This window comes from Kribbella sp. NPDC055071 (genome assembly GCF_053608045.1).
In genome coordinates, this window is record NZ_JBSGUS010000003.1 from 123,820 (window position 1) to 140,963 (window position 17,144).

Below are 17,144 nucleotides of genomic sequence, written 5' to 3' on the forward strand. Positions count from 1 at the left end.
GCTTAGTTCCACTCCCTCGGCCCGGGGGCGTTTCCGCCCCGGCCCGCTGCTCGGTGGTACCCAGTCCCGGGAAGAGCGGTCCGACGGTTCGTGGAACGTCCGCCGCGTGTCGGGCTCCGCGTCGGCGAAGTCGTATCGCTGCCCCGGATGCGACCAGCAGATCCCGCCGGTGACACCGCACGTCGTCGTCTGGCCGGAGAGCCCCAGCCTGCTCGCCGCGATCGGCGGTGCCCAGTCCCTCGACGAGCGGCGCCACTGGCACACTGCTTGCTGGCAACGTCGGTCGTGAAAGGTGCGTTGATGAAGCTCCCGGTGACGTCGTACGGGTCCGTTGGCTCGCCGGTGGTGGTGATGCACGGGCTCTTCGGGTCCGGGCGGAACTGGATGACTGCAGCCCGTCGGCTCGCCGACCAGCATCGCGTGTTCGCGTTCGACCTGCGCAACCACGGGACGTCGCCGCACACCGACACGATGAGCTATCCGGAGATGGCCGACGACGTCCGCGAGACGATCGAGTCGCTCGGTCTCGGACCGGTCGCGCTCGTCGGTCACTCGATGGGTGGCAAGACGGCGATGCTCACCGCGCTTCAGTACCCGGCCGTCGTCGAGCGGCTGGTCGTCGTCGATGCCGCACCGGTCGCCTACCCGCCCGCCTTCGTCGAGTACGCGAAGGCGATGCGGAACGCCGACCTGTCGTCCGTCACCCGCCGCGCCGACGTCGACGCCCAACTCGTCTCGGCGGTCCCCACGCCAGGGACCCGCGCCTTTCTCCTGCAGAACCTGATCCTCGACGCGGACGGCGCCCGCTGGCGGCCGAACCTTCCGGTGATCGAGGCGGCCCTGCCGGCAATCTCCGGATGGCCGGCGGTCGAAGGGCTCACGTACGACGGCCCGACGCTCTTCATCTACGGCGGCAAATCCGACTACGTACAGCAGGATCACCGCGCGACCATCGCGTCGTACTTCCCGCACGTCCAGTACGCCGAGGTGCCCGAAGCCGGCCACTGGGTCCACGCCGAACGCCTCGACGACTTCCTCGCCGCGCTCACACCGTTCCTGCCCTGACTCTGCTTGCCGCGGCTCTGGAAAACGTTTGTCCGTAATCCATTGACCTTCGCCGAACGGCGTCGGTAAGTTCTCCACGCATGACCGCTGGGGTGGTTCTGGCCGCAGCTCATGGTGTCGCTGTTGTACTCAGTGGCCTCAAGTGAGGAGACCGTTGTGACCAGAACAGTGCTCGCGATCGGGGCGCACATCGGCGACATGGACCTGACCGCCGGTCCGACCCTTGCCAAGCTGATCCTGGAGGGAGCCGATGCCACCATCGTCGCGCTGACCCCAGGGGAGCGCGGTCATCCGCGGCTGTCGCCGGCCGAGTACAAGAAGCAGAAGGTCGCCGAGGGTTCGGCGTTCGCGGAAGCGATCGGCGCGGACTTCGTGGTCCTCGAGCACAGCGACGGGTTCCTCCCCGACACCGACGAGGTTGCTGTGGAAGTGGCGCGTCTGATCCGTTCGAAACAGCCGGACACTCTGATCACTCACTGGAAACACAGCATCCACCGGGATCACGAACACGCGGCTTCGCTGTCAGAACGCGCCCGCTTCCTGGCCGGCCTCCCCGTTGACTCCGCCGACGGTCTGGGCAGGCTTGCTGAGCTCCCGCGGCACTCGGTCCGTACCTTCCTGCACGCCGAGAACTGGGAAGACATGGAAGGTTTCCGGCCTACGCAGTACGTCCCTATCCCGGACGAAGCCTTCTACCGTTGGATCTCCGCTATCCGTCACCAGGCCTTCGCGCGCGGGGAAACCTATGGGTTTCGGTACATCGACTACTACACGGCGCTCATGACCACGCGCGGCTGTCTGGCCGGCTACCCCCGGGCGTGCGCCTTTCACTCTGGCGTGGGCGTGGAGGTCACGAAACTCGCCGGCCCATAGCTAGAGCCAGCCGGCTTTGGTGAGGGCTTCCTGGGCTATGGCTGGGAGGGTGCGACCGTCGGTGGGGATTGTGAAGTCGGTGGGCGAGGTTTCGAGGGACTGGGCTAGTTGGATCGCGCGGTGGAGCAGGGCTTCTTGGGAGGAGCCGGTTTCGCGAGTGGTGATGCGTTCGCGGAGGGTGTCCTGGGTGGCGATCAGGCGGCAGACCCGGATGTCGGCGCCGGGGATTGCTTCGCGGTACGGCGCTAGGTCGGCCTCGGACTCGATGACGCGGGGGAGTACGGCGTGGGTCGCGCCAGCTGCCGCGAAGTTGGACCAGACGGCGGCGAGGTTCCGCATGGCCATCTGGTTGTTGTACGGATCACCGTCTCCGAACGGCCAACTGATGCCGAGAGCATCGATGTCGATGACTGCGTGGGGAATGTCCCGCTCACTCAACTGATCAAACATCTCGTGAGCCACAGACGTCTTCCCTACGCCCACCGGCCCACTGATCATCAACACCCGAACCCGAGGAGTCTGGTCGTCGTCCGAGACGGGGCCGGTCGCTTGGCGGTGATCCATCGTGGTCGTCCTTCCGGGGATCATTCAGTAGCCACAGACTCCGCATTTTGCGACATCGCCGAGTGCGCCTATGGCAGTCGCTGCCCACTCCGCAGTCACGGCCCAAGCTTCGTGATCCCGACACGAGCTCGGCGGCGCACGGCACGATATCCGAAATCACAACACAAACCCCGTACTCATTGGCACATCTCTGCGGTCACACCCGAGCTCCCGGTCACACCCGAGCTCCCGGTCATGGCACGGATGTCGCATGCACAGCATGATCCCGTCGTCATCGGAGTCATGGCATGAGACGGGCTTGGGAGCTTGGCTGGTTGCTGCCTTGGGCGTGGTGGGTTGGTGGCTGGCTGCGGTTCCGGGGTTGTTCCTGTTTGGTCTGGTCAGGTTGGAGTGTCGGGGTTGGACGGGGCGACTCGGTGGGTGCCGGTGGGGTCGACTTGGAAGGTGAAGCCGTGGGGTGTGGTCCATTGGAGAGTCCTGGGGTCGATTCGCTGGACTGACCAGCCGCGGGCGTGGGTCTTCACTCGGTGGCTGCGGCGGCCGAGGGGTGCGAGGTTTTGGGTGCTGGTTTGGCCTGGTGGGCCTACCGGGTCGTAGGGCTGGATGTGGTCGAGGTCGATGGCTTGGTGGGATGCTCGGGTGCCGTAGGGGAACACTTCCATCGGGTGGATGAGCTTGACTCGTTCGCGGATCTTGTCGGGGATCTCGTAGGCGTCGACGCTGACGGCGTCGTTGAGGTCGATGATGGGCTTCACGGTGTACGGGCCGTGGCCGATGAGTTCGGTGAGTTGGTCGGCGATGAGGGGGCCGATGGCTTCGGCGCGGAGTACGCCGGTGCCGGTGGCCAGGGTGTGGTCGGTCAGGTGGACGTAGATCTCGGTCTGGCCGGGGCGTAGGTGAGCGCCCGCGCTGCTCGTACTGCCCGTGCCGTGGGAACTCGTGCTGCCCGCACTGCTCGTGCCGCCTGTACCGCTCGTGCGGTTGGAGCGGCTGGTGCGGGTGGGGGTGTGTGCGTCTTGTTTGATTTGGGCGAGGCGTAGGGCTAGGGCTCGTTGGGCGGTGGGGTCCATGGGTTCGCCGTCGTCGGGCTCGATGCATAGGCCAGGGTCGAATGGTTCGACTGGCGTGGAGCTGGGGTTGTCGAGTGGATCGGGGTAGTCGCCCTCACTGGGATGAGGGGCTTCGCGATCGGCCTCGGCGTACGGGCCTGGCTCGTCTTCACTTGACCAGTTCGCCAGTTGCTCGTCATGGTCCGTCCAGTTCTTCGGTCGCTGGTCGTGGTTAGTCGGGTTCTTCGGAAGGTCTTTGGAGTTTGAGTGGTCCTGCCGCTGCCTGGCTTCGTTCGGGTGGAGGCCCCGCGGCGTCATCAGGTCGGCGTCACCGTGCGCGCCCTCGTGCGTGGCACCGTGCGGGTCGGTGTGTGTGCCGGAGTGGGTGCCACTGCGCGGGTCAGTGGGTGCGCTGCCGGGCGGGTCGGCGTGTTTGCCGCAGTGCGGGCGGGGGTGGGTGCGGGCTTGCGGGGCTGCGTTGGCCTTTGGGGTGGCGGGGTTGGCTTCGGTGGGGGCGGTGGTTGGGGCGGGGTGGGTGACGGGGGGTGTGGTGGTGGTGGGGTGGGGGTTGGTGCGGAGGTGTTCTTGGGCTTGGGCCAGGAGTTCTTGGGTGTAGCGGGGGTCGGCGCTGATTCCGACGGCTTCGGCTAGGCGGGTTTGGGTGGAGCGGGTGTCGCCGAAGATCTTCAGGGCTTCGGCGATGCTGGTGAGGGCGGCCTTGTAGCGGATCGCGTTGCCGGAGGCGGTGCGGATGTGGATGGACTTGGTCCCGTGGTCGTCGGAGCGCCCGACGTAGACGCCGCGTTCGCGGGCCTTCTGCTGAGCCTTGGCGCGGGCTGCTGCGGGGTCGGCGTGGGCTTGGGCGGCCTTGACGATGTTTTCGAGGCGTTGTGGGGTGACGGTGTCGACGCTGCGGGCGAGGCGCTTGTCGACGGTGGCGGCGGAGTCCTGGTCGAGGTCGTGGCAGGCTTCGGCGATCTTGCGGGCGCGCCAGGCGGTGGCGGTGCCGACCTGGACCTTGGCGCCGATCCGGGGGAATCTGTGCCGGAGTGCGAGGGCCTCGCCGATGTAGGCCGCGGCCGCGTAGGTCGACATCCCGAGCACGGCACCGAACTCGGCCGGAGCGAACTCGGCGATCTCGGGGCAGCCGTCGCCACCTAGAACGATTCCGCGTTCCCGGCCGCCGGCAGTATCGCGACCGAGGTGACGGCCGGGGCGAGGTGGGCAGGTGTCGGGGTGGTGGCGGTCGGCAAATAGTTGGGCGTGTTCGAGGAGGCGGGCTTCGAGGCGGTTGATCTCGGCGCGGTGATCGGCGGCCGACTCCAGCAGGTCGGTCGTCGATAGCGAGGTGAGATCTCCGTCGAACATGTGTTCTATTCTACGCCGCCAGCCGGTGCGTGCAAAATCTTGGATGGCTCATAATCCTTTATCCACAAGGGGAAACTTCACATCGGGGAGCGGCCTCGAATGGTGTAGGAGTCTGTTGTCGGCGAGAAGGTCACGCTCGGCTCGAGAAGCTGAAGGGCGGTTGTGCGGCGCGGGGGCGTACAAACGAGCAGCGCCGCGCGAGATCCGCGCGACGCTGCTGTGTGCAGGGAGTTGCTGTGTGAAGAGAGCTGTGAACAGCTACTAAGTGAAGACAGCTGCTACGTGAAGAAAGCTGCTACGTGAAGACAGCTGGTGTGTATAGCAGAGCTGCTGTCCGAAGAAGAGGTGCTGTGTGAAGCGAGTGGTGTGTGGAGGTGTGGCGCGGGCCTAGGAGGCGTCGGCTTTGCGGACCCAGACCTCTCTGATGATGAGGAGGATGGCGGCGGCCGACGGGATGGCCAGGAGGGCGCCGACGACGCCGAGGAGGGCGCCGCCGAGGAGGGCCGCGATCACGGTGACGGCGCCGGGGATGTCTACCGCCCGGCGCATGATGCGGGGGGCAACGATGTAGTTCTCGATCTGCTGGTACACGATGCCGTAGATCAGACACGCGATGCCGGTGCCCAGGCCGTCGGTGAACCCGATCAGGGCGACGACCACGACGCCGATCAGGCCGCCGACCATCGGGATGAAGTCGCAGAACATGACCACGATCGCGAGCGCGACGGCGTACTCACGCAGGCCGATGATCTCCAGGAAGATGAACATCAGGACGCCCGCGCACAGCGCCACCAGAAACTGGCCGCTGACGTAGCCACCGACCCGGGTGAGTACCTCGTCGCCGAGGATCGAGACGCGGGTACGACGGGAACGCGGCACGAGACTGTACGCGGCTCGCTTCACCGTGGGCAGGGAGGCGAGGAAGTACAGCGTGAGGATGAGGATGGTGAAGGTGTTGAACAGAGCGTTCGCGACGACCTTGCCGACGCCGAGGATGCCGCCGAACGCGCGTTGCGCCAGCGCCGGGTCCTGGATGTAGTCCTGGGCCTTCTGGATGAAGTGGTAGCGGTTGTTGAGCTCGTTCAGCGTCTTCGACTTCTCGAGGAGGTCGAGCCACTGCGGTGCGTTCTTGATCAGGCCGTTGATCTGGTCGGTGACGACCGGGACGATCGCGACGCCGACGCCGGCGACCGCGAGGATCATCAACAGGAACACGACGGCGACAGAGACACCACGCCCGAGGCCGCGGCGCATGAACCACTCGACCAGCGGGTTCAGGCCGACGGCGATGAACATTGCCACCAGCAACAGAATCAGGACCGAGCGGGCCTGGCCGGCGGCGTTCCACAGACCCCAGGCGACGAGTACGCCGAGAGCCGCGAAGAAACCGAACATGAACGGGCTCGAACGTCGCAACGGCGCACCCGGCACGCCCATACCGACGTCCGGGTGGCGCTCGTCGATCAGGAGTTCGTTGGCGAGGTCTTCTCCAGCCTGCTCGCCCGCGTCGGCTGCCTTCACGGCGGACGTCTCCGCGGACTGCGCAGAGTCCTTCGCGTTGTCGGCGGCGCTGTCCGCGTCCTCCGCCGAGTCCTCGGCTTCGTCGGCGGATTCGTCCGCCTTGCGCGCGGACTGTTTGGCGTCGTGCGCGGAGTCGTCGGCTTCTTCCGCCGCGGCTTGGGCTACGGCGGCGGCGGTCCTGGCTTCGAGGGTGGCCTCGGCGAGCTCGCCGGTGTTCGCTGTGGAGTTTTCGTCGCCGGGTGGCGTCACGTCGTTTTGTCCTTCGGGGATCGCGAGCCGGACTTCGCCTCGTCGGTCTTCTCGTCGTCGGCGGCCGAACCCTCCGGTCCCGCCTGCACCCGAGTCTCCTCGTTCTTGAGGTCATCCAGCCGGAGTTCGTCGATCCTGGTCGAGTCGGCCGGGTCGTCGCCGTCGTCGTCGTCGCCGTCGTCGCCGTCGTCGCCGTCGTCAGGATCGGCGGGGCCGCCGGCGGTCTTGCTGGCGAGGTCGTCGACGTCCTTCGCGTCGACGCGCAGTCCGGAGTCGATCCGCGTCTCGTCGACCCGGGCGTCACCCGCACCGATCCCGACGAACGGGCTCGATCCAGTGAAGGGGCCGACCTCGTCCTCGTCGTACGACGTCTCGCTCGGAGCCGGCGTACTCCCACCGGCGAACGGGCTGGTCGCACCCTCCGGCTCCACGAACGGGTTGGCTGCCTGAGGCGCGGGAGGTTCGGTCGGGCGGGTGAAGGGGCTTGTGTACGGCGGGGCGGCGGTTTCGGAGTCCAGCTCGGCGGCTTGGCGGGCGATGTTGCTGGCGATCTCGTTCAGGCCGGCGATCTGGGTCAGGATGCCGTCGCGGCGCTTGGCGAGGCGTTCGGTTTCGCGGGCGACGATCGTTCGCGAGCGCTCGGCCTCGTCGGCCGCGTTCGCCAGCTCGGCCTCGGCGCGGGTCCGGGCCGTGGTCAGAAGCTGCTCGGCCTCGCGGCGGGCGCGGGAGATCGTCCGCTCGGCAGACTCTTCGGCCTCGGCACGGATCTTGCGCGCCTGCTCGGTCGCCTCGGCGACCCGGCGCTCGGAGGCCTCGGCGGCCTCCTTCATCTGGGTGGTGAGGTTCTCGGTGTCGGCAGCGATCTGCTGGTGCTTGTCGGCGAGCTCCTTGGCCTGCTGCTCCCGCTCGTCGGCCAGCCGCGCTCGCAGTGCCGCGGACTCGCGCTGGATCGCGGTCCGGATCTTCTCCGCCTCGTGCAGCGCGCCGTTCTTGAGCGTGCTCGCCTGCGACTCGGCCGTCAGCTGCAGCGTCTCCGCCTTCCGGCGGGCGGCCTGCAGCACCTCGGCGGATTCGGTCTCGGCGGTACGACGAAGCTCGGCGGCATCACCCTCGGCGGTCCGGCGCATGCTGTCCGCCTCGTTCAGCGCGACTGTGCGAATGTCCTCGGCCTCACGCTCGCCGGTTGCGCGGCTGGAGGCTGCTTCCTTGGCCGCGTTCGCCCGCAGCTCCTCGGCCTCGCGACGCGCCTCCTCGAGCGCCTCGGACGCCTGGTCCTGGGCGAGCCGGAGAATCTGTGCGGCCCGGTCGCCGAGGCCGGCGTACGACGGGTTGGCGCTGGCGTCGAGCTGGCGCCGGGTCTCGTCCAGCTGCTGCTGCATCGGGGCGACACTCGCCTGCAGGTTGTCGGCGCGGCCACGGGCCTCGACGAGTTGCATCTCCAGCGCGCGGACGTAGTCGTCCACCGCCTGCTTGTCGTACCCACGGCGACTGACCGGGAAGCCCCCGGCCGCTGTCGCCGTACGGTCGAAGAACGGCAGGCTCGACTCGTCAGGCATTCCCGAGATTCCCTTCTGGCGGCTCACTGAATCCCCCACCTTAAGCCTGTCAGAAGGACCCCGTAACCGCCCAATCGGGGGAGACGAGGCAACTACCTGTTGCGGAAGCGATTAATGGCGTCCGCGTGCTGAGCCCGCAGTGCAGGGTCCCGTACGCCGAGTCCCTCGGTCGGGGCGAGCGTGAGGACGCCTACCTTGCCCTGATGCAGGTTGCGGTGGACGTCGTACGCCGCTTGCGCCGTTTCCTCGAGTGCGTAGACCTTGCTGACCGTCGGGTGCACCATCCCGCGAGCGATCAGCCGGTTGGCCTCCCAGGCCTCGCGGTAGTTGGCGAAGTGGGAGCCGATGATTCGCTTGAGGTTCATCCACAGGTACCGGTTGTCGTACTCGTGCATGAATCCGGACGTCGACGCACACGTCACGATCGTGCCGCCGCGCCGCGCGACGTACACCGAGGCCCCGAACGTCTCCCGACCCGGATGCTCGAAGACGATGTCGGGGTCGTCGCCACCGGTCAGCTCCCGGATCCGCGCCCCGAACCGCTTCCATTCCTTCTGGTCCTGGGTCACCGGGTCCGACCAGAACTTGTACCCCTCCGCCGACCGGTCGATGATCAACGAGGCGCCCATGGCGCGGCAGATCTCCGCCTTCTCGGGCGACGACACGATGCAGACCGGGATCGCCCCGCCGTTCAGCGCGAACTGGGTGGCATACGACCCGAGTCCGCCGGATGCGCCCCAGATGAGTACGACGTCGCCCTGCTTCATGTTCGCGCCGTTCGCGGACACCAACTGCCGGTATGCCGTGCTGTTCACCAGCCCCGGCGACGCGGCCTCTTCCCAGGTCAGGTGGGCCGGCTTCGGCATCAGCTGGTTGGACTTCACCAGCGCGATCTCGGCGAGTCCGCCGAAGTTCGTCTCGAAACCCCAGATCCGCTGCTCGGAGTCGAGCATCGTGTCGTTGTGCCCGTCCGGCGATTCCAGCTCGACCGACAGGCAGTGCGCGACCACCTCGTCGCCCGGCTTCCACGCGTTCACACCGGGACCGGTGCGCAGTACGACGCCCGCGAGGTCGGAGCCGACCACGTGGTACGGCAGATCGTGACGCGCGGTCAACGGCGAGAGCTTCCCGTACCGCTTCAAGAAGGAGAACGTCGACACCGGCTCGAAGATCGACGTCCAGACGGTGTTGTAGTTGATCGCGCTCGCCATCACCGCGACCAGCGCCTCACCCGGCCCGAGCTCGGGCGTCGGTACGTCGTCGAGGTGCAGGCTCTTGCGCGGATCCTTCTCCTTGCTGTCCATGCCCTCGAACATGCCCGCCTCGTCGGCGTGCACGGTGATGCCCCGGTAGTGATCTGGTACGTCGAGCCCGGCGACGGCCGCGCTGTCACCGGCAAGGATCGCGTCGAGGATCTGCTTCACGTGTACCTCCTGCACAGGCGGTGTGGGTGAGCGGAACTTACCGCTGAGTATGCACGCCTGGCTGTGCCGTGTAACACAGCGAACGGCGGGTGAGACGACCGTCACTCGATCAGTCCACCGTTGTCAGTGGTCCTATCGCCGGGGTCTTACCGCAGGCGCGTGTGCAGCCGGACCTGGGTGAAGTCCTCGCCGGATCGCAGTTGGACCAGATCGCAGAGCTGGTTCGCCAGCCAGACACCCCGCCCGCCGAGTCCGTCGAGCGGCGGTAGCACGCGCCCGACCAGCAGGTCGTCGATCCGGCCGCGGTCGGCCACGTCGCAGATCAGCGCGCCGTCGGCAACCCACACCGACAGCGTCCCGCGCCCGCCGCCGAACCGGATCGTGTTCGTGCAGATCTCGTGCAGCGCCAGTGCCAGATCGTCCAGGCGGTCCCGCATCACTCCGTACGACGATGCCTGCGCGTTCACCCAGTTCCGTACGTTCACGAGATCGGCCAGCCCGAACTCCCAGCGCTCACCACGATCCGGTACGTCGCTCAACGGCGTACGGAACACCTTCTCCGCCAGGGCTTCCGCGCCGGAGTGGGTGCTCGTCGGGTCGAATCCGATCGACGCCTCGTAGCAGCAGAGCAGCTGGAACGAGCGATCGTCGGCGAACGCGATGTCCGTGAGGGCCTCGTGCAGCAGCACCTCGTCGTACGCCGCGGCGCTCCGGCCGGCATAGGTGGCCTCGCCGAGTCCGCGCAGTGGAACGCCGGCGCTCTGTTCGAGGGCGTCCCGCCAGAGCGGGATCAGGCGGGCAGGGTTGCCCCCGGCAACGGTCATATCGATAAACCGCACCTGTGTGTGCTCCGGTCCGAGGGCCGCGCGCAGCAGCGCGATCCGCTCGGGTGGCACGACGGCCACGACCGTTTCCCCCGCCGCCAGCCCCGCGCGCACGAACGGCACGGCGAGTCGCACGAACTCCTCGTCCGATGCATAGACGAAGGCGTCGTGCTGGAACCCGGCCGGCGCACCGTGCAGGAAGTCGGTGGCGCTGTCCTTCAGCACCCGAACAGCGTAGTCCGCCCAAGGCCACACAAAAGGGGCTCCGCGCGTGCCGTCACACCCTGTCGGCGAGCCGTAACACTGGGCCGGTGGATTAGGCAGGTTCGACGAGCTCGACCAGCACGCCGCCCGCCGACTTGGGGTGGATGAAGTTCACGCGGGACCCCGCCGTACCCCGGCGAGGTTCGTCGTACAGGAGCTCGGCGCCGCGCTCGCGCAGGGTCGCGGAGACGGCGTCGAGGTCGCGGACGCGGTAGGCGAGCTGCTGGATGCCCGGCCCGCGCTTGGTCAGGAACCGGGCGATCGGCGACGCGTCCGACAGCGGTGCGAGCAGCTGGATCGACGAACCCGATCCGCCCACCGACAGCATCGCCTCGCGGACGCCCTGGTCCTCGTTGACCTCTTCGTGCGCGACCTTCATGCCGAAGACGTCCGCGTAGTACTGGACCGCCTCGTCGAAGTCGGGCACCGCGATGCCGACGTGGTCGATCGCCTCGAAAAGGTCACCATGCATCCCCTCAGCCTAGGGGCCGGAACCCTCGATCCAGGGCGCGTGTGACTTGATCGACAGCCGCGTACCAGTGCCGTCGCAGGTATCGTGACTACATGTCTGACACGCGGAACCAATCGGTTATCGTCGCCGGCGCACGCACCCCGATCGGGCGGCTGCTGGGCGGTCTCAAGGGCTTCACCGGCGCCGAGCTCGGTGGGTTCGCGATCAAGGGTGCCCTGGAGAAGGCCGGTGTCTCGCCGGACCAGGTCGAGTACGTGATCATGGGCCAGGTGCTGCAGGCCGGCGCCGGCCAGATCGCCGCCCGCCAGGCCGCGGTCAAGGGCGGCATACCGATGAACGTTCCGGCCATCACCATCAACAAGGTCTGTCTGTCCGGGCTGAACGCGATCGCGCTCGCCGACCAGCTGATCCGTGCCGGTGAGTACGACGTCGTCGTGGCCGGCGGGATGGAGTCGATGACGAACGCGCCGCACCTGCTGCCGAAGTCCCGCGAAGGCTTCAAGTACGGCGACACCACGCTGGTGGACTCGATGGCGTACGACGGCCTGTGGGACGCGTTCACGGATCAGGCCATGGGCGCGCTCACCGACCAGGCCAACACCGAGGGTCTGAAGCTGACCCGCGAGGAGCAGGACGAGTTCAGCGCGCGCTCGCACCAGAACGCGGCCGCTGCTTGGAAGAACGGCGTGTTTGCCGACGAGGTGATCCCGGTCGAGGTGCCGCAGCGCAAGGGCGACCCGGTCGTGGTCGACAGCGACGAAGGCGTCCGCAGCGACACCTCGGTGGAGACGCTGGCGAGGTTGCGGCCGGCGTTCGGCAAGGACGGCACGATCACGGCGGGTTCGGCCTCGCAGATCTCCGACGGCGGGTGTGCGGTCGTCGTGATGAGCAAGGCGAAGGCCGAGGAGCTCGGGCTGACCTGGCTCGCCGAGATCGGCGCGCACGGCTCGGTCGCCGGGCCGGACTCGTCGCTGCAGAGCCAGCCGGCCAACGCGATCCTCAAGGCGTGCGGCAAGGAGGGCATCGAGCCGAGCGATCTCGACCTGATCGAGATCAACGAAGCCTTCGCGGCCGTGGGGATCGCGTCGACGCGGGAGCTGAAGGTCGATGCCGACAAGGTCAACGTGAACGGCGGAGCGATCGCCCTCGGGCACCCGATCGGGATGTCCGGGGCGCGGCTCGTGCTGCACCTCGCGCTCGAGTTGAAGCGGCGGGGCGGTGGCGTTGGTGCTGCAGCGCTGTGTGGAGGTGGCGGTCAGGGCGACGCTCTGATCGTCCGCGTAGCGAACTAGATGCCACGCCGCACCGCCCCCGTCGGCGAGCTGGTCGAGCGGGCCCGGGAGGGTGATTCCCGGGCCGTCGCTCGGCTGATCTCGCTGGTCGAGGACGAGTCGCCGCTGCTGCGTGAGGTGATGGCGGCCCTGTCGCCGTACGTCGGGCACGCGCACATCGTCGGGATCACGGGATCGCCGGGGGTCGGCAAATCCACGTCGACGTCGGCGCTGGTCTCGGCGTACCGGGAGACCGGCAAGCGGGTCGGCGTACTCGCGGTGGACCCGTCGTCCCCGTTCTCCGGTGGAGCGTTGCTGGGGGACCGGGTGCGGATGCAGGATCACGCGACCGACACCGGGGTGTTCATCCGGTCGATGGCGTCGCGTGGGCATCTCGGTGGGTTGGCGTGGTCGACGCCGCAGGCGTTGCGGGTCCTGGATGCGGCCGGGTTCGACGTGGTTCTGGTCGAGACGGTCGGGGTGGGGCAGTCGGAGGTGGAGATCGCCGGGATGGCCGACACCACGATGGTGCTGCTCGCGCCCGGGATGGGGGACGGCATTCAGGCGGCCAAGGCCGGGATCCTCGAGGTCGGCGACATCTACGTGGTGAACAAGGCCGATCGCGACGGGGTGCAGGCCGTCACCCGCGACCTGCGCAACATGCTCGCGCTGGCCGAGCGTCCCGCGGGCGCCTGGTCGCCGCCGATCCTCAAGACGGTCGCCTCGCGCAACGAGGGGGTCGCCGAGGTGGTCGTCGCGATCGACGAACGACTGAGGTGGATGCGGGCGAACGGCGTACTGACTCAGCGGCGGCAGTCCCGGGCGCGGGACGAGATCGAGGCGATCGCGATGACGGCGCTGCGGTCCCGGTTCGCGCATCTGCACGGTGACGCGCGGCTGGACGTACTCGCGGCCAAGGTCGCCGATGGGGGGACGGATCCCTATTCGGCAGCGGACGAAGTGATCGCAGCCCTGTGATTCTGGTCTCGGTAGTGGAACACTCGACCACGCACTGTCACATCGTTTCTTCCCGCGTCATTCCCCACATGTTGTTCCGAATTCGGGCAAACACTCCGGGAAGTGCGCCCGAAGGGGCGATCCACGCATCCCGGCGGCGCGCCGGTGGGTGCCATGCCCCCGGATCCGTTACACAATGGACCTTGTAGCTGGTGAGCATTGTGCGGTGGGCTGTGTTCAGTCAGTGACAATTGGTGACGGTCCGTGATACAAACTCAAACACAGTCGACCGAGTGGTTGCGAACGAGGAGTGGCGACATGCCGAAGAAGCTGTTGATCTGGTCGCTCATCGCCTTTGCCGGTTTCTATCTGTTCACTCAGCCGAAGGGCGCCGCTGACGCGGTCGGAGGCGCGTTCTCCGCCGTCGGCGACGCGTTCGGGAGCGTCATCACGTTCCTGACCGCGCTGTTCGCCTGAACCGCTGCGTTCAAGTGTCCCGCGACGAGCGATCGTGCGGGACACTTGTCCTGTGAGGACACCGACGCGGCGTGACAGGGGAGTGAGCGGATGGCCGGAATAGGCCTGTTCCGGATCTTCGACCCGAAGGTTCGGCGCCATCTGATCTCGGACGAGGGCGAAGTCGTCATCGACGAGGTGCGGCACCACTGGGTGGTGTTCACGGTGCCCGTGCTGGAGGTCATCCTCGCGACGGCCCTGCTGGTCGCCCTGGTGACGACCTCGATCGGCGGCGCGCAGGTGCTGCTGGTGATCGTGCTGGTGCTGCTGGCGCACGCCTTCTGGCAATTCCTCACGCAACATCGCGACCGGTTCGTCGTCACCAACATGCGGGTGATGCGGATCCGCGGGGTCTTCTCGCAGACGGTCGCGACCACCCCGATCGCGCGAATCCTCGACATCACGCTGCAGAAGCCGATCGTCGGGCGGATCTTCGGCTACGGCCACTTCGTGTTCGAGTCCGCCGCGCAGGACCAGGGTTTCCGCGAGATCAAGTGGGTCAGCCGGCCCGACGACCGCGACCTGACGATCCAGCGGGTCATCCAGCGCACCGGCCTGCGCGCGTCGGCGAGCGTCGACGTCGTGCAGGGCGACGACGATACCGACGACGACGGCACCGGCCCGATCGGGATGGACTCCGCGCAGGAGGTCTCCACCACGACCTCGGCGCCCTCCAACTCCGGCGGCGGGCATCGCCCCGCCCCGGCCTCCTCCAGCGCCAAGTCAATCTTCAACAGCGACCGAGGCAACTGGACCGAAGACCGCGACTAAGCCTGCCGTGCGAAGTAAGCCCGCCGACGTTCTCGGTGGGGGCGTTCGGGGTGGTTTGCGGGGGCGGTTGCCAGGGCCTGGTCTAGTTCTTTGACGGCTTCCGCGTAGTGGCTTTGTCGGGCCAGGAGTTCGGCTCGGAGAGCGTGCCAGCGGGGGGTTCGGGGTTCGGCGTCCAGGAGGGTTAGGGCTGAGGGGACGTTGCCGGACTCGGCTAGGGCGACTATTCGGGCTAGTTGGGCGGGTGGGCTGGGGGCGATCTCGACGAGTAGGTCGTAGAGGCGGAGGATCTCGCGCCAGTCCGTGGCGGTGTAGCTGGGGACTCGGGCGTGCTCGGCGGCGATCGCGGCTTGGAGTTGGTACGCGTCGGCCTGGCGGTTGGAGCGCTGCAGGGAGTCGTTCAGTAAGGCGATACCGCGGGTGATCAGGTCTTGGTCCCAGCGGGTCCGGTCCTGTTCGTCGAGCGTGACCACGTCGCCGGCTGCGTCGACGCGAGCTGGGCGGCGGGCCTCGGTGAGGAGGAGCAGGGCCAGGACCGCCGTTGGCGTGGGCTGGTCGGGCAGGAGCGAGTGCAGGAGCTCAGCCAGGCGGATCGCCTCCGCGCAGACGTCGACGTCGTACGGCGCCTCGCCCTCGACGGGAGCGTGTCCCGCGGTGTAGAGGCTGTGGATGACCGCGCAAACGGCCGGGAGACGGTCGGGGAGGTCGGCCTCGGACGGGACGCGGTACGGGATGCGGGCGGCGGCGATCTTCTGGCGTGCGCGGGTCAGACGCTTCGTGGTCGCGACCTCGGTGGTGAGCAGCACGCCGGCGATCTGTCCCGGCGAGAGACCGCACAACGTCCGCAGTGCCAGGGCGACGCGGGTCGGCGGGGAGAGCGCCGGATGGCAGCAGGTGAAGATCAACCGGAGCAGATCGTCCTCAGTCTCCGCGGGCTGGGTCTCGACGCGTCGGCGGAGCTCGATGAGCCGCGTCCCGTCCCGCTCCTTGGTGGAGCGAGCCTGTTCGCGCCGGATGATGTCGATCGCCTTCCGGCGGGCGGTCACGGTCAGCCAGGCCCGCGGCTCGGGCGGTACGCCGGTCACCGGCCACGCGTTGAGGGCGGCCAGGGTCGCTTCCTGGACCGCGTCCTCGGCCAGCTGGACGTCGCCGACGGTCCGGATCAGGGTCGCGAGAATGCGCGTGCCCTCGATCCGGATCGTGTCGGCGACGACGTCGTACATGCTTGGCTACTTGGCGACGATGACCGGGCGGACCTCGACCGCGCCGTTCCAGGCCGCCGGGATCTGGGCCGCGATCTTGACCGCCTCCTCCAGGTCCTCGGCGTCGATCAGGTAGTACCCGGTGAGTGCTTCCTTGGTTTCGGCGTACGGACCGTCGGCGGTGATCACCGGTCCGCCGCGGGCGCCCTCGACCCGGACGACGGTCGCCGTCGCGGTCGGGTGCAGGACTGCGCTCGCCTTGACCTGCTCGGCGTACTCGACGCCGAACCTCCGGTACTCGGCCAGCTCGTCGGCCTGCTCAGGTGCCCACCAATCCACGTCCGCGGTGTAGGTCAGTGCAAGGTACTGCGCCATCGGAGTCCTCCTTGAATGGTTCCTTTGGAGAGGAACGAACAGCGAGAGCCGGGAAGGACATCACCTGGTCGATTCCGCGAGCCGAGCGCGGAACGCCCGTACGACGTCCTCGTCGCCGGCGGTCTGGATCGCGTCGTCGCCGACCCGGCCCCACAGCCACAGGTAGACCGGAGCCGGGTCACCGAAAATCTCCGCGTCCGGATCGCCCTCGGCACCCTGACTGATCTCGATACTCGTGCTGTCCGCGCGAATCGTCCAGGACCGGCCGGCCGAGGTGATGCGGACGGTCGCGTCGATCGGATGCTCGGTATCGCCCTCCGCCCACCACGGGCCGCCGAGGTTGGGATAGAGCACCTCGTCGATCCCGTCCAGCGCCAGCTCCGGGTCGATCGGGGTGACGACGTCATGGGCCTGTTCGGCGTCGATCCGGTGGACCAGGCTCTCCATCGCCATCCGCCGGTACCAGAACGCCGAGGTCGTATCGCGTGGGTTGAAGGTCCACGTCTCCAGCGCGGGCCCGACCTTCTCCAGCGCGTCGACGATCGCCGATCGAGTCTCGTCGTACCACTCGAAGGTCTCGCGTCCGCTGAAGTCCGGTGGCCAGTCGGCGGGTAGCGCGCCGAGCCGCAACACCTCGAGCTTGTGCTCGTAGACCTGGGCCACGTGCTGCAGCACCGATTCCACGGTCCAGCCCGGACAGCTCGGCACGGCTGCCTCCAGCCCCATCCGGCCAACCTCACCCAAGCGGGCTGAGTCGGCCCGCACCTGCCCCAGATAGAACGAGGCTCGCTCTGTCGACAACGTCATACCCGGACACTTCCAGACG

17 protein-coding genes are annotated in these 17,144 nt (G+C 67.8%); 7 read left to right on the plus strand and 10 right to left on the minus strand.

What is annotated here, in order from left to right; all coding sequences use genetic code 11:
• Positions 1 to 46 precede the first annotated feature (46 nt).
• The 3 genes from ACWF4Z_RS07245 (at position 47) to ACWF4Z_RS07255 (ending at position 1,938) form a co-directional block, all read left to right on the plus strand.
• A complete protein-coding gene (locus ACWF4Z_RS07245; RefSeq protein WP_452242326.1) occupies positions 47 to 289 on the plus strand; it encodes a hypothetical protein in 243 nt (80 codons plus the stop codon).
• An 11-nt stretch (positions 290 to 300) separates the two neighbouring features.
• Complete coding sequence (locus ACWF4Z_RS07250) at positions 301 to 1,065, plus strand: alpha/beta fold hydrolase (protein ID WP_452242077.1); 765 nt, start codon at positions 301 to 303, stop codon at positions 1,063 to 1,065.
• A 156-nt stretch (positions 1,066 to 1,221) separates the two neighbouring features.
• On the plus strand, positions 1,222 to 1,938 hold the full coding sequence (locus ACWF4Z_RS07255) for a PIG-L deacetylase family protein (protein WP_452242078.1): 717 nt from the start codon (positions 1,222 to 1,224) through the stop codon (positions 1,936 to 1,938).
• Here the strand turns inward: ACWF4Z_RS07255 and ACWF4Z_RS07260 are convergent, their stop codons facing one another.
• From ACWF4Z_RS07260 to mce, 7 genes are all read right to left on the minus strand, one after another.
• Positions 1,939 to 2,502 (minus strand): hypothetical protein, encoded by a 564-nt coding sequence (locus ACWF4Z_RS07260; RefSeq protein WP_452242079.1) that lies wholly within the window; start codon positions 2,500 to 2,502, stop codon positions 1,939 to 1,941.
• Between the two features lie 380 nt (positions 2,503 to 2,882).
• The gene (locus ACWF4Z_RS07265) at positions 2,883 to 4,919 is read right to left on the minus strand and encodes a DUF222 domain-containing protein (protein WP_452242080.1); all 2,037 of its coding nucleotides are present in this window, start codon (positions 4,917 to 4,919) and stop codon (positions 2,883 to 2,885) included.
• A 387-nt stretch (positions 4,920 to 5,306) separates the two neighbouring features.
• Positions 5,307 to 6,689, minus strand: a complete 1,383-nt coding sequence (locus ACWF4Z_RS07270; RefSeq protein ID WP_452242081.1) for an AI-2E family transporter — start codon at positions 6,687 to 6,689, stop codon at positions 5,307 to 5,309.
• Complete coding sequence (locus tag ACWF4Z_RS07275) at positions 6,686 to 8,245, minus strand: transposase (protein ID WP_452242082.1); 1,560 nt, start codon at positions 8,243 to 8,245, stop codon at positions 6,686 to 6,688. Before ACWF4Z_RS07275 ends, ACWF4Z_RS07270 begins: the two co-directional genes overlap by 4 nt.
• A gap of 92 nt (positions 8,246 to 8,337) precedes the next feature.
• Entirely contained in the window at positions 8,338 to 9,669 is a 1,332-nt protein-coding gene (ccrA, locus tag ACWF4Z_RS07280; protein WP_452242083.1) for a crotonyl-CoA carboxylase/reductase, read from the minus strand.
• A gap of 146 nt (positions 9,670 to 9,815) precedes the next feature.
• On the minus strand, positions 9,816 to 10,718 hold the full coding sequence (locus ACWF4Z_RS07285; RefSeq protein ID WP_452242084.1) for an anti-sigma factor RsbA family regulatory protein: 903 nt from the start codon (positions 10,716 to 10,718) through the stop codon (positions 9,816 to 9,818).
• Between the two features lie 91 nt (positions 10,719 to 10,809).
• Entirely contained in the window at positions 10,810 to 11,229 is a 420-nt protein-coding gene (gene mce, locus ACWF4Z_RS07290; RefSeq protein WP_452242085.1) for a methylmalonyl-CoA epimerase, read from the minus strand.
• Positions 11,230 to 11,321: 92 nt separating this feature from the next.
• Here mce and ACWF4Z_RS07295 point away from each other — a divergent pair, with 92 nt between their 5' ends.
• The 4 genes from ACWF4Z_RS07295 (at position 11,322) to ACWF4Z_RS07310 (ending at position 14,744) form a co-directional block, all read left to right on the plus strand.
• Positions 11,322 to 12,521, plus strand: a complete 1,200-nt coding sequence (locus tag ACWF4Z_RS07295) for an acetyl-CoA C-acetyltransferase (protein WP_452242086.1) — start codon at positions 11,322 to 11,324, stop codon at positions 12,519 to 12,521.
• The gene (gene meaB, locus ACWF4Z_RS07300; protein WP_452242087.1) at positions 12,522 to 13,478 is read left to right on the plus strand and encodes a methylmalonyl Co-A mutase-associated GTPase MeaB; all 957 of its coding nucleotides are present in this window, start codon (positions 12,522 to 12,524) and stop codon (positions 13,476 to 13,478) included.
• 297 nt (positions 13,479 to 13,775) lie between these two features.
• Complete coding sequence (locus tag ACWF4Z_RS07305) at positions 13,776 to 13,934, plus strand: hypothetical protein (RefSeq protein WP_452242088.1); 159 nt, start codon at positions 13,776 to 13,778, stop codon at positions 13,932 to 13,934.
• Between the two features lie 90 nt (positions 13,935 to 14,024).
• On the plus strand, positions 14,025 to 14,744 hold the full coding sequence (locus tag ACWF4Z_RS07310; RefSeq protein ID WP_452242089.1) for a PH domain-containing protein: 720 nt from the start codon (positions 14,025 to 14,027) through the stop codon (positions 14,742 to 14,744).
• Here the strand turns inward: ACWF4Z_RS07310 and ACWF4Z_RS07315 are convergent.
• From ACWF4Z_RS07315 to ACWF4Z_RS07325, 3 genes are read right to left on the minus strand one after another with little or no spacing between them, the layout of a single operon-like run.
• Entirely contained in the window at positions 14,741 to 15,964 is a 1,224-nt protein-coding gene (locus ACWF4Z_RS07315; protein ID WP_452242090.1) for an RNA polymerase sigma factor, read from the minus strand. The two genes, ACWF4Z_RS07310 and ACWF4Z_RS07315, sit on opposite strands and share 4 nt — an antisense overlap.
• Positions 15,965 to 15,970: 6 nt before the next feature.
• The gene (locus tag ACWF4Z_RS07320) at positions 15,971 to 16,318 is read right to left on the minus strand and encodes a YciI family protein (RefSeq protein WP_452242091.1); all 348 of its coding nucleotides are present in this window, start codon (positions 16,316 to 16,318) and stop codon (positions 15,971 to 15,973) included.
• Positions 16,319 to 16,378: 60 nt separating this feature from the next.
• Positions 16,379 to 17,125, minus strand: coding sequence for a maleylpyruvate isomerase family mycothiol-dependent enzyme (locus tag ACWF4Z_RS07325; RefSeq protein WP_452242092.1), 747 nt, complete (start codon positions 17,123 to 17,125; stop codon positions 16,379 to 16,381).
• Positions 17,126 to 17,144: the final 19 nt, after the last annotated feature.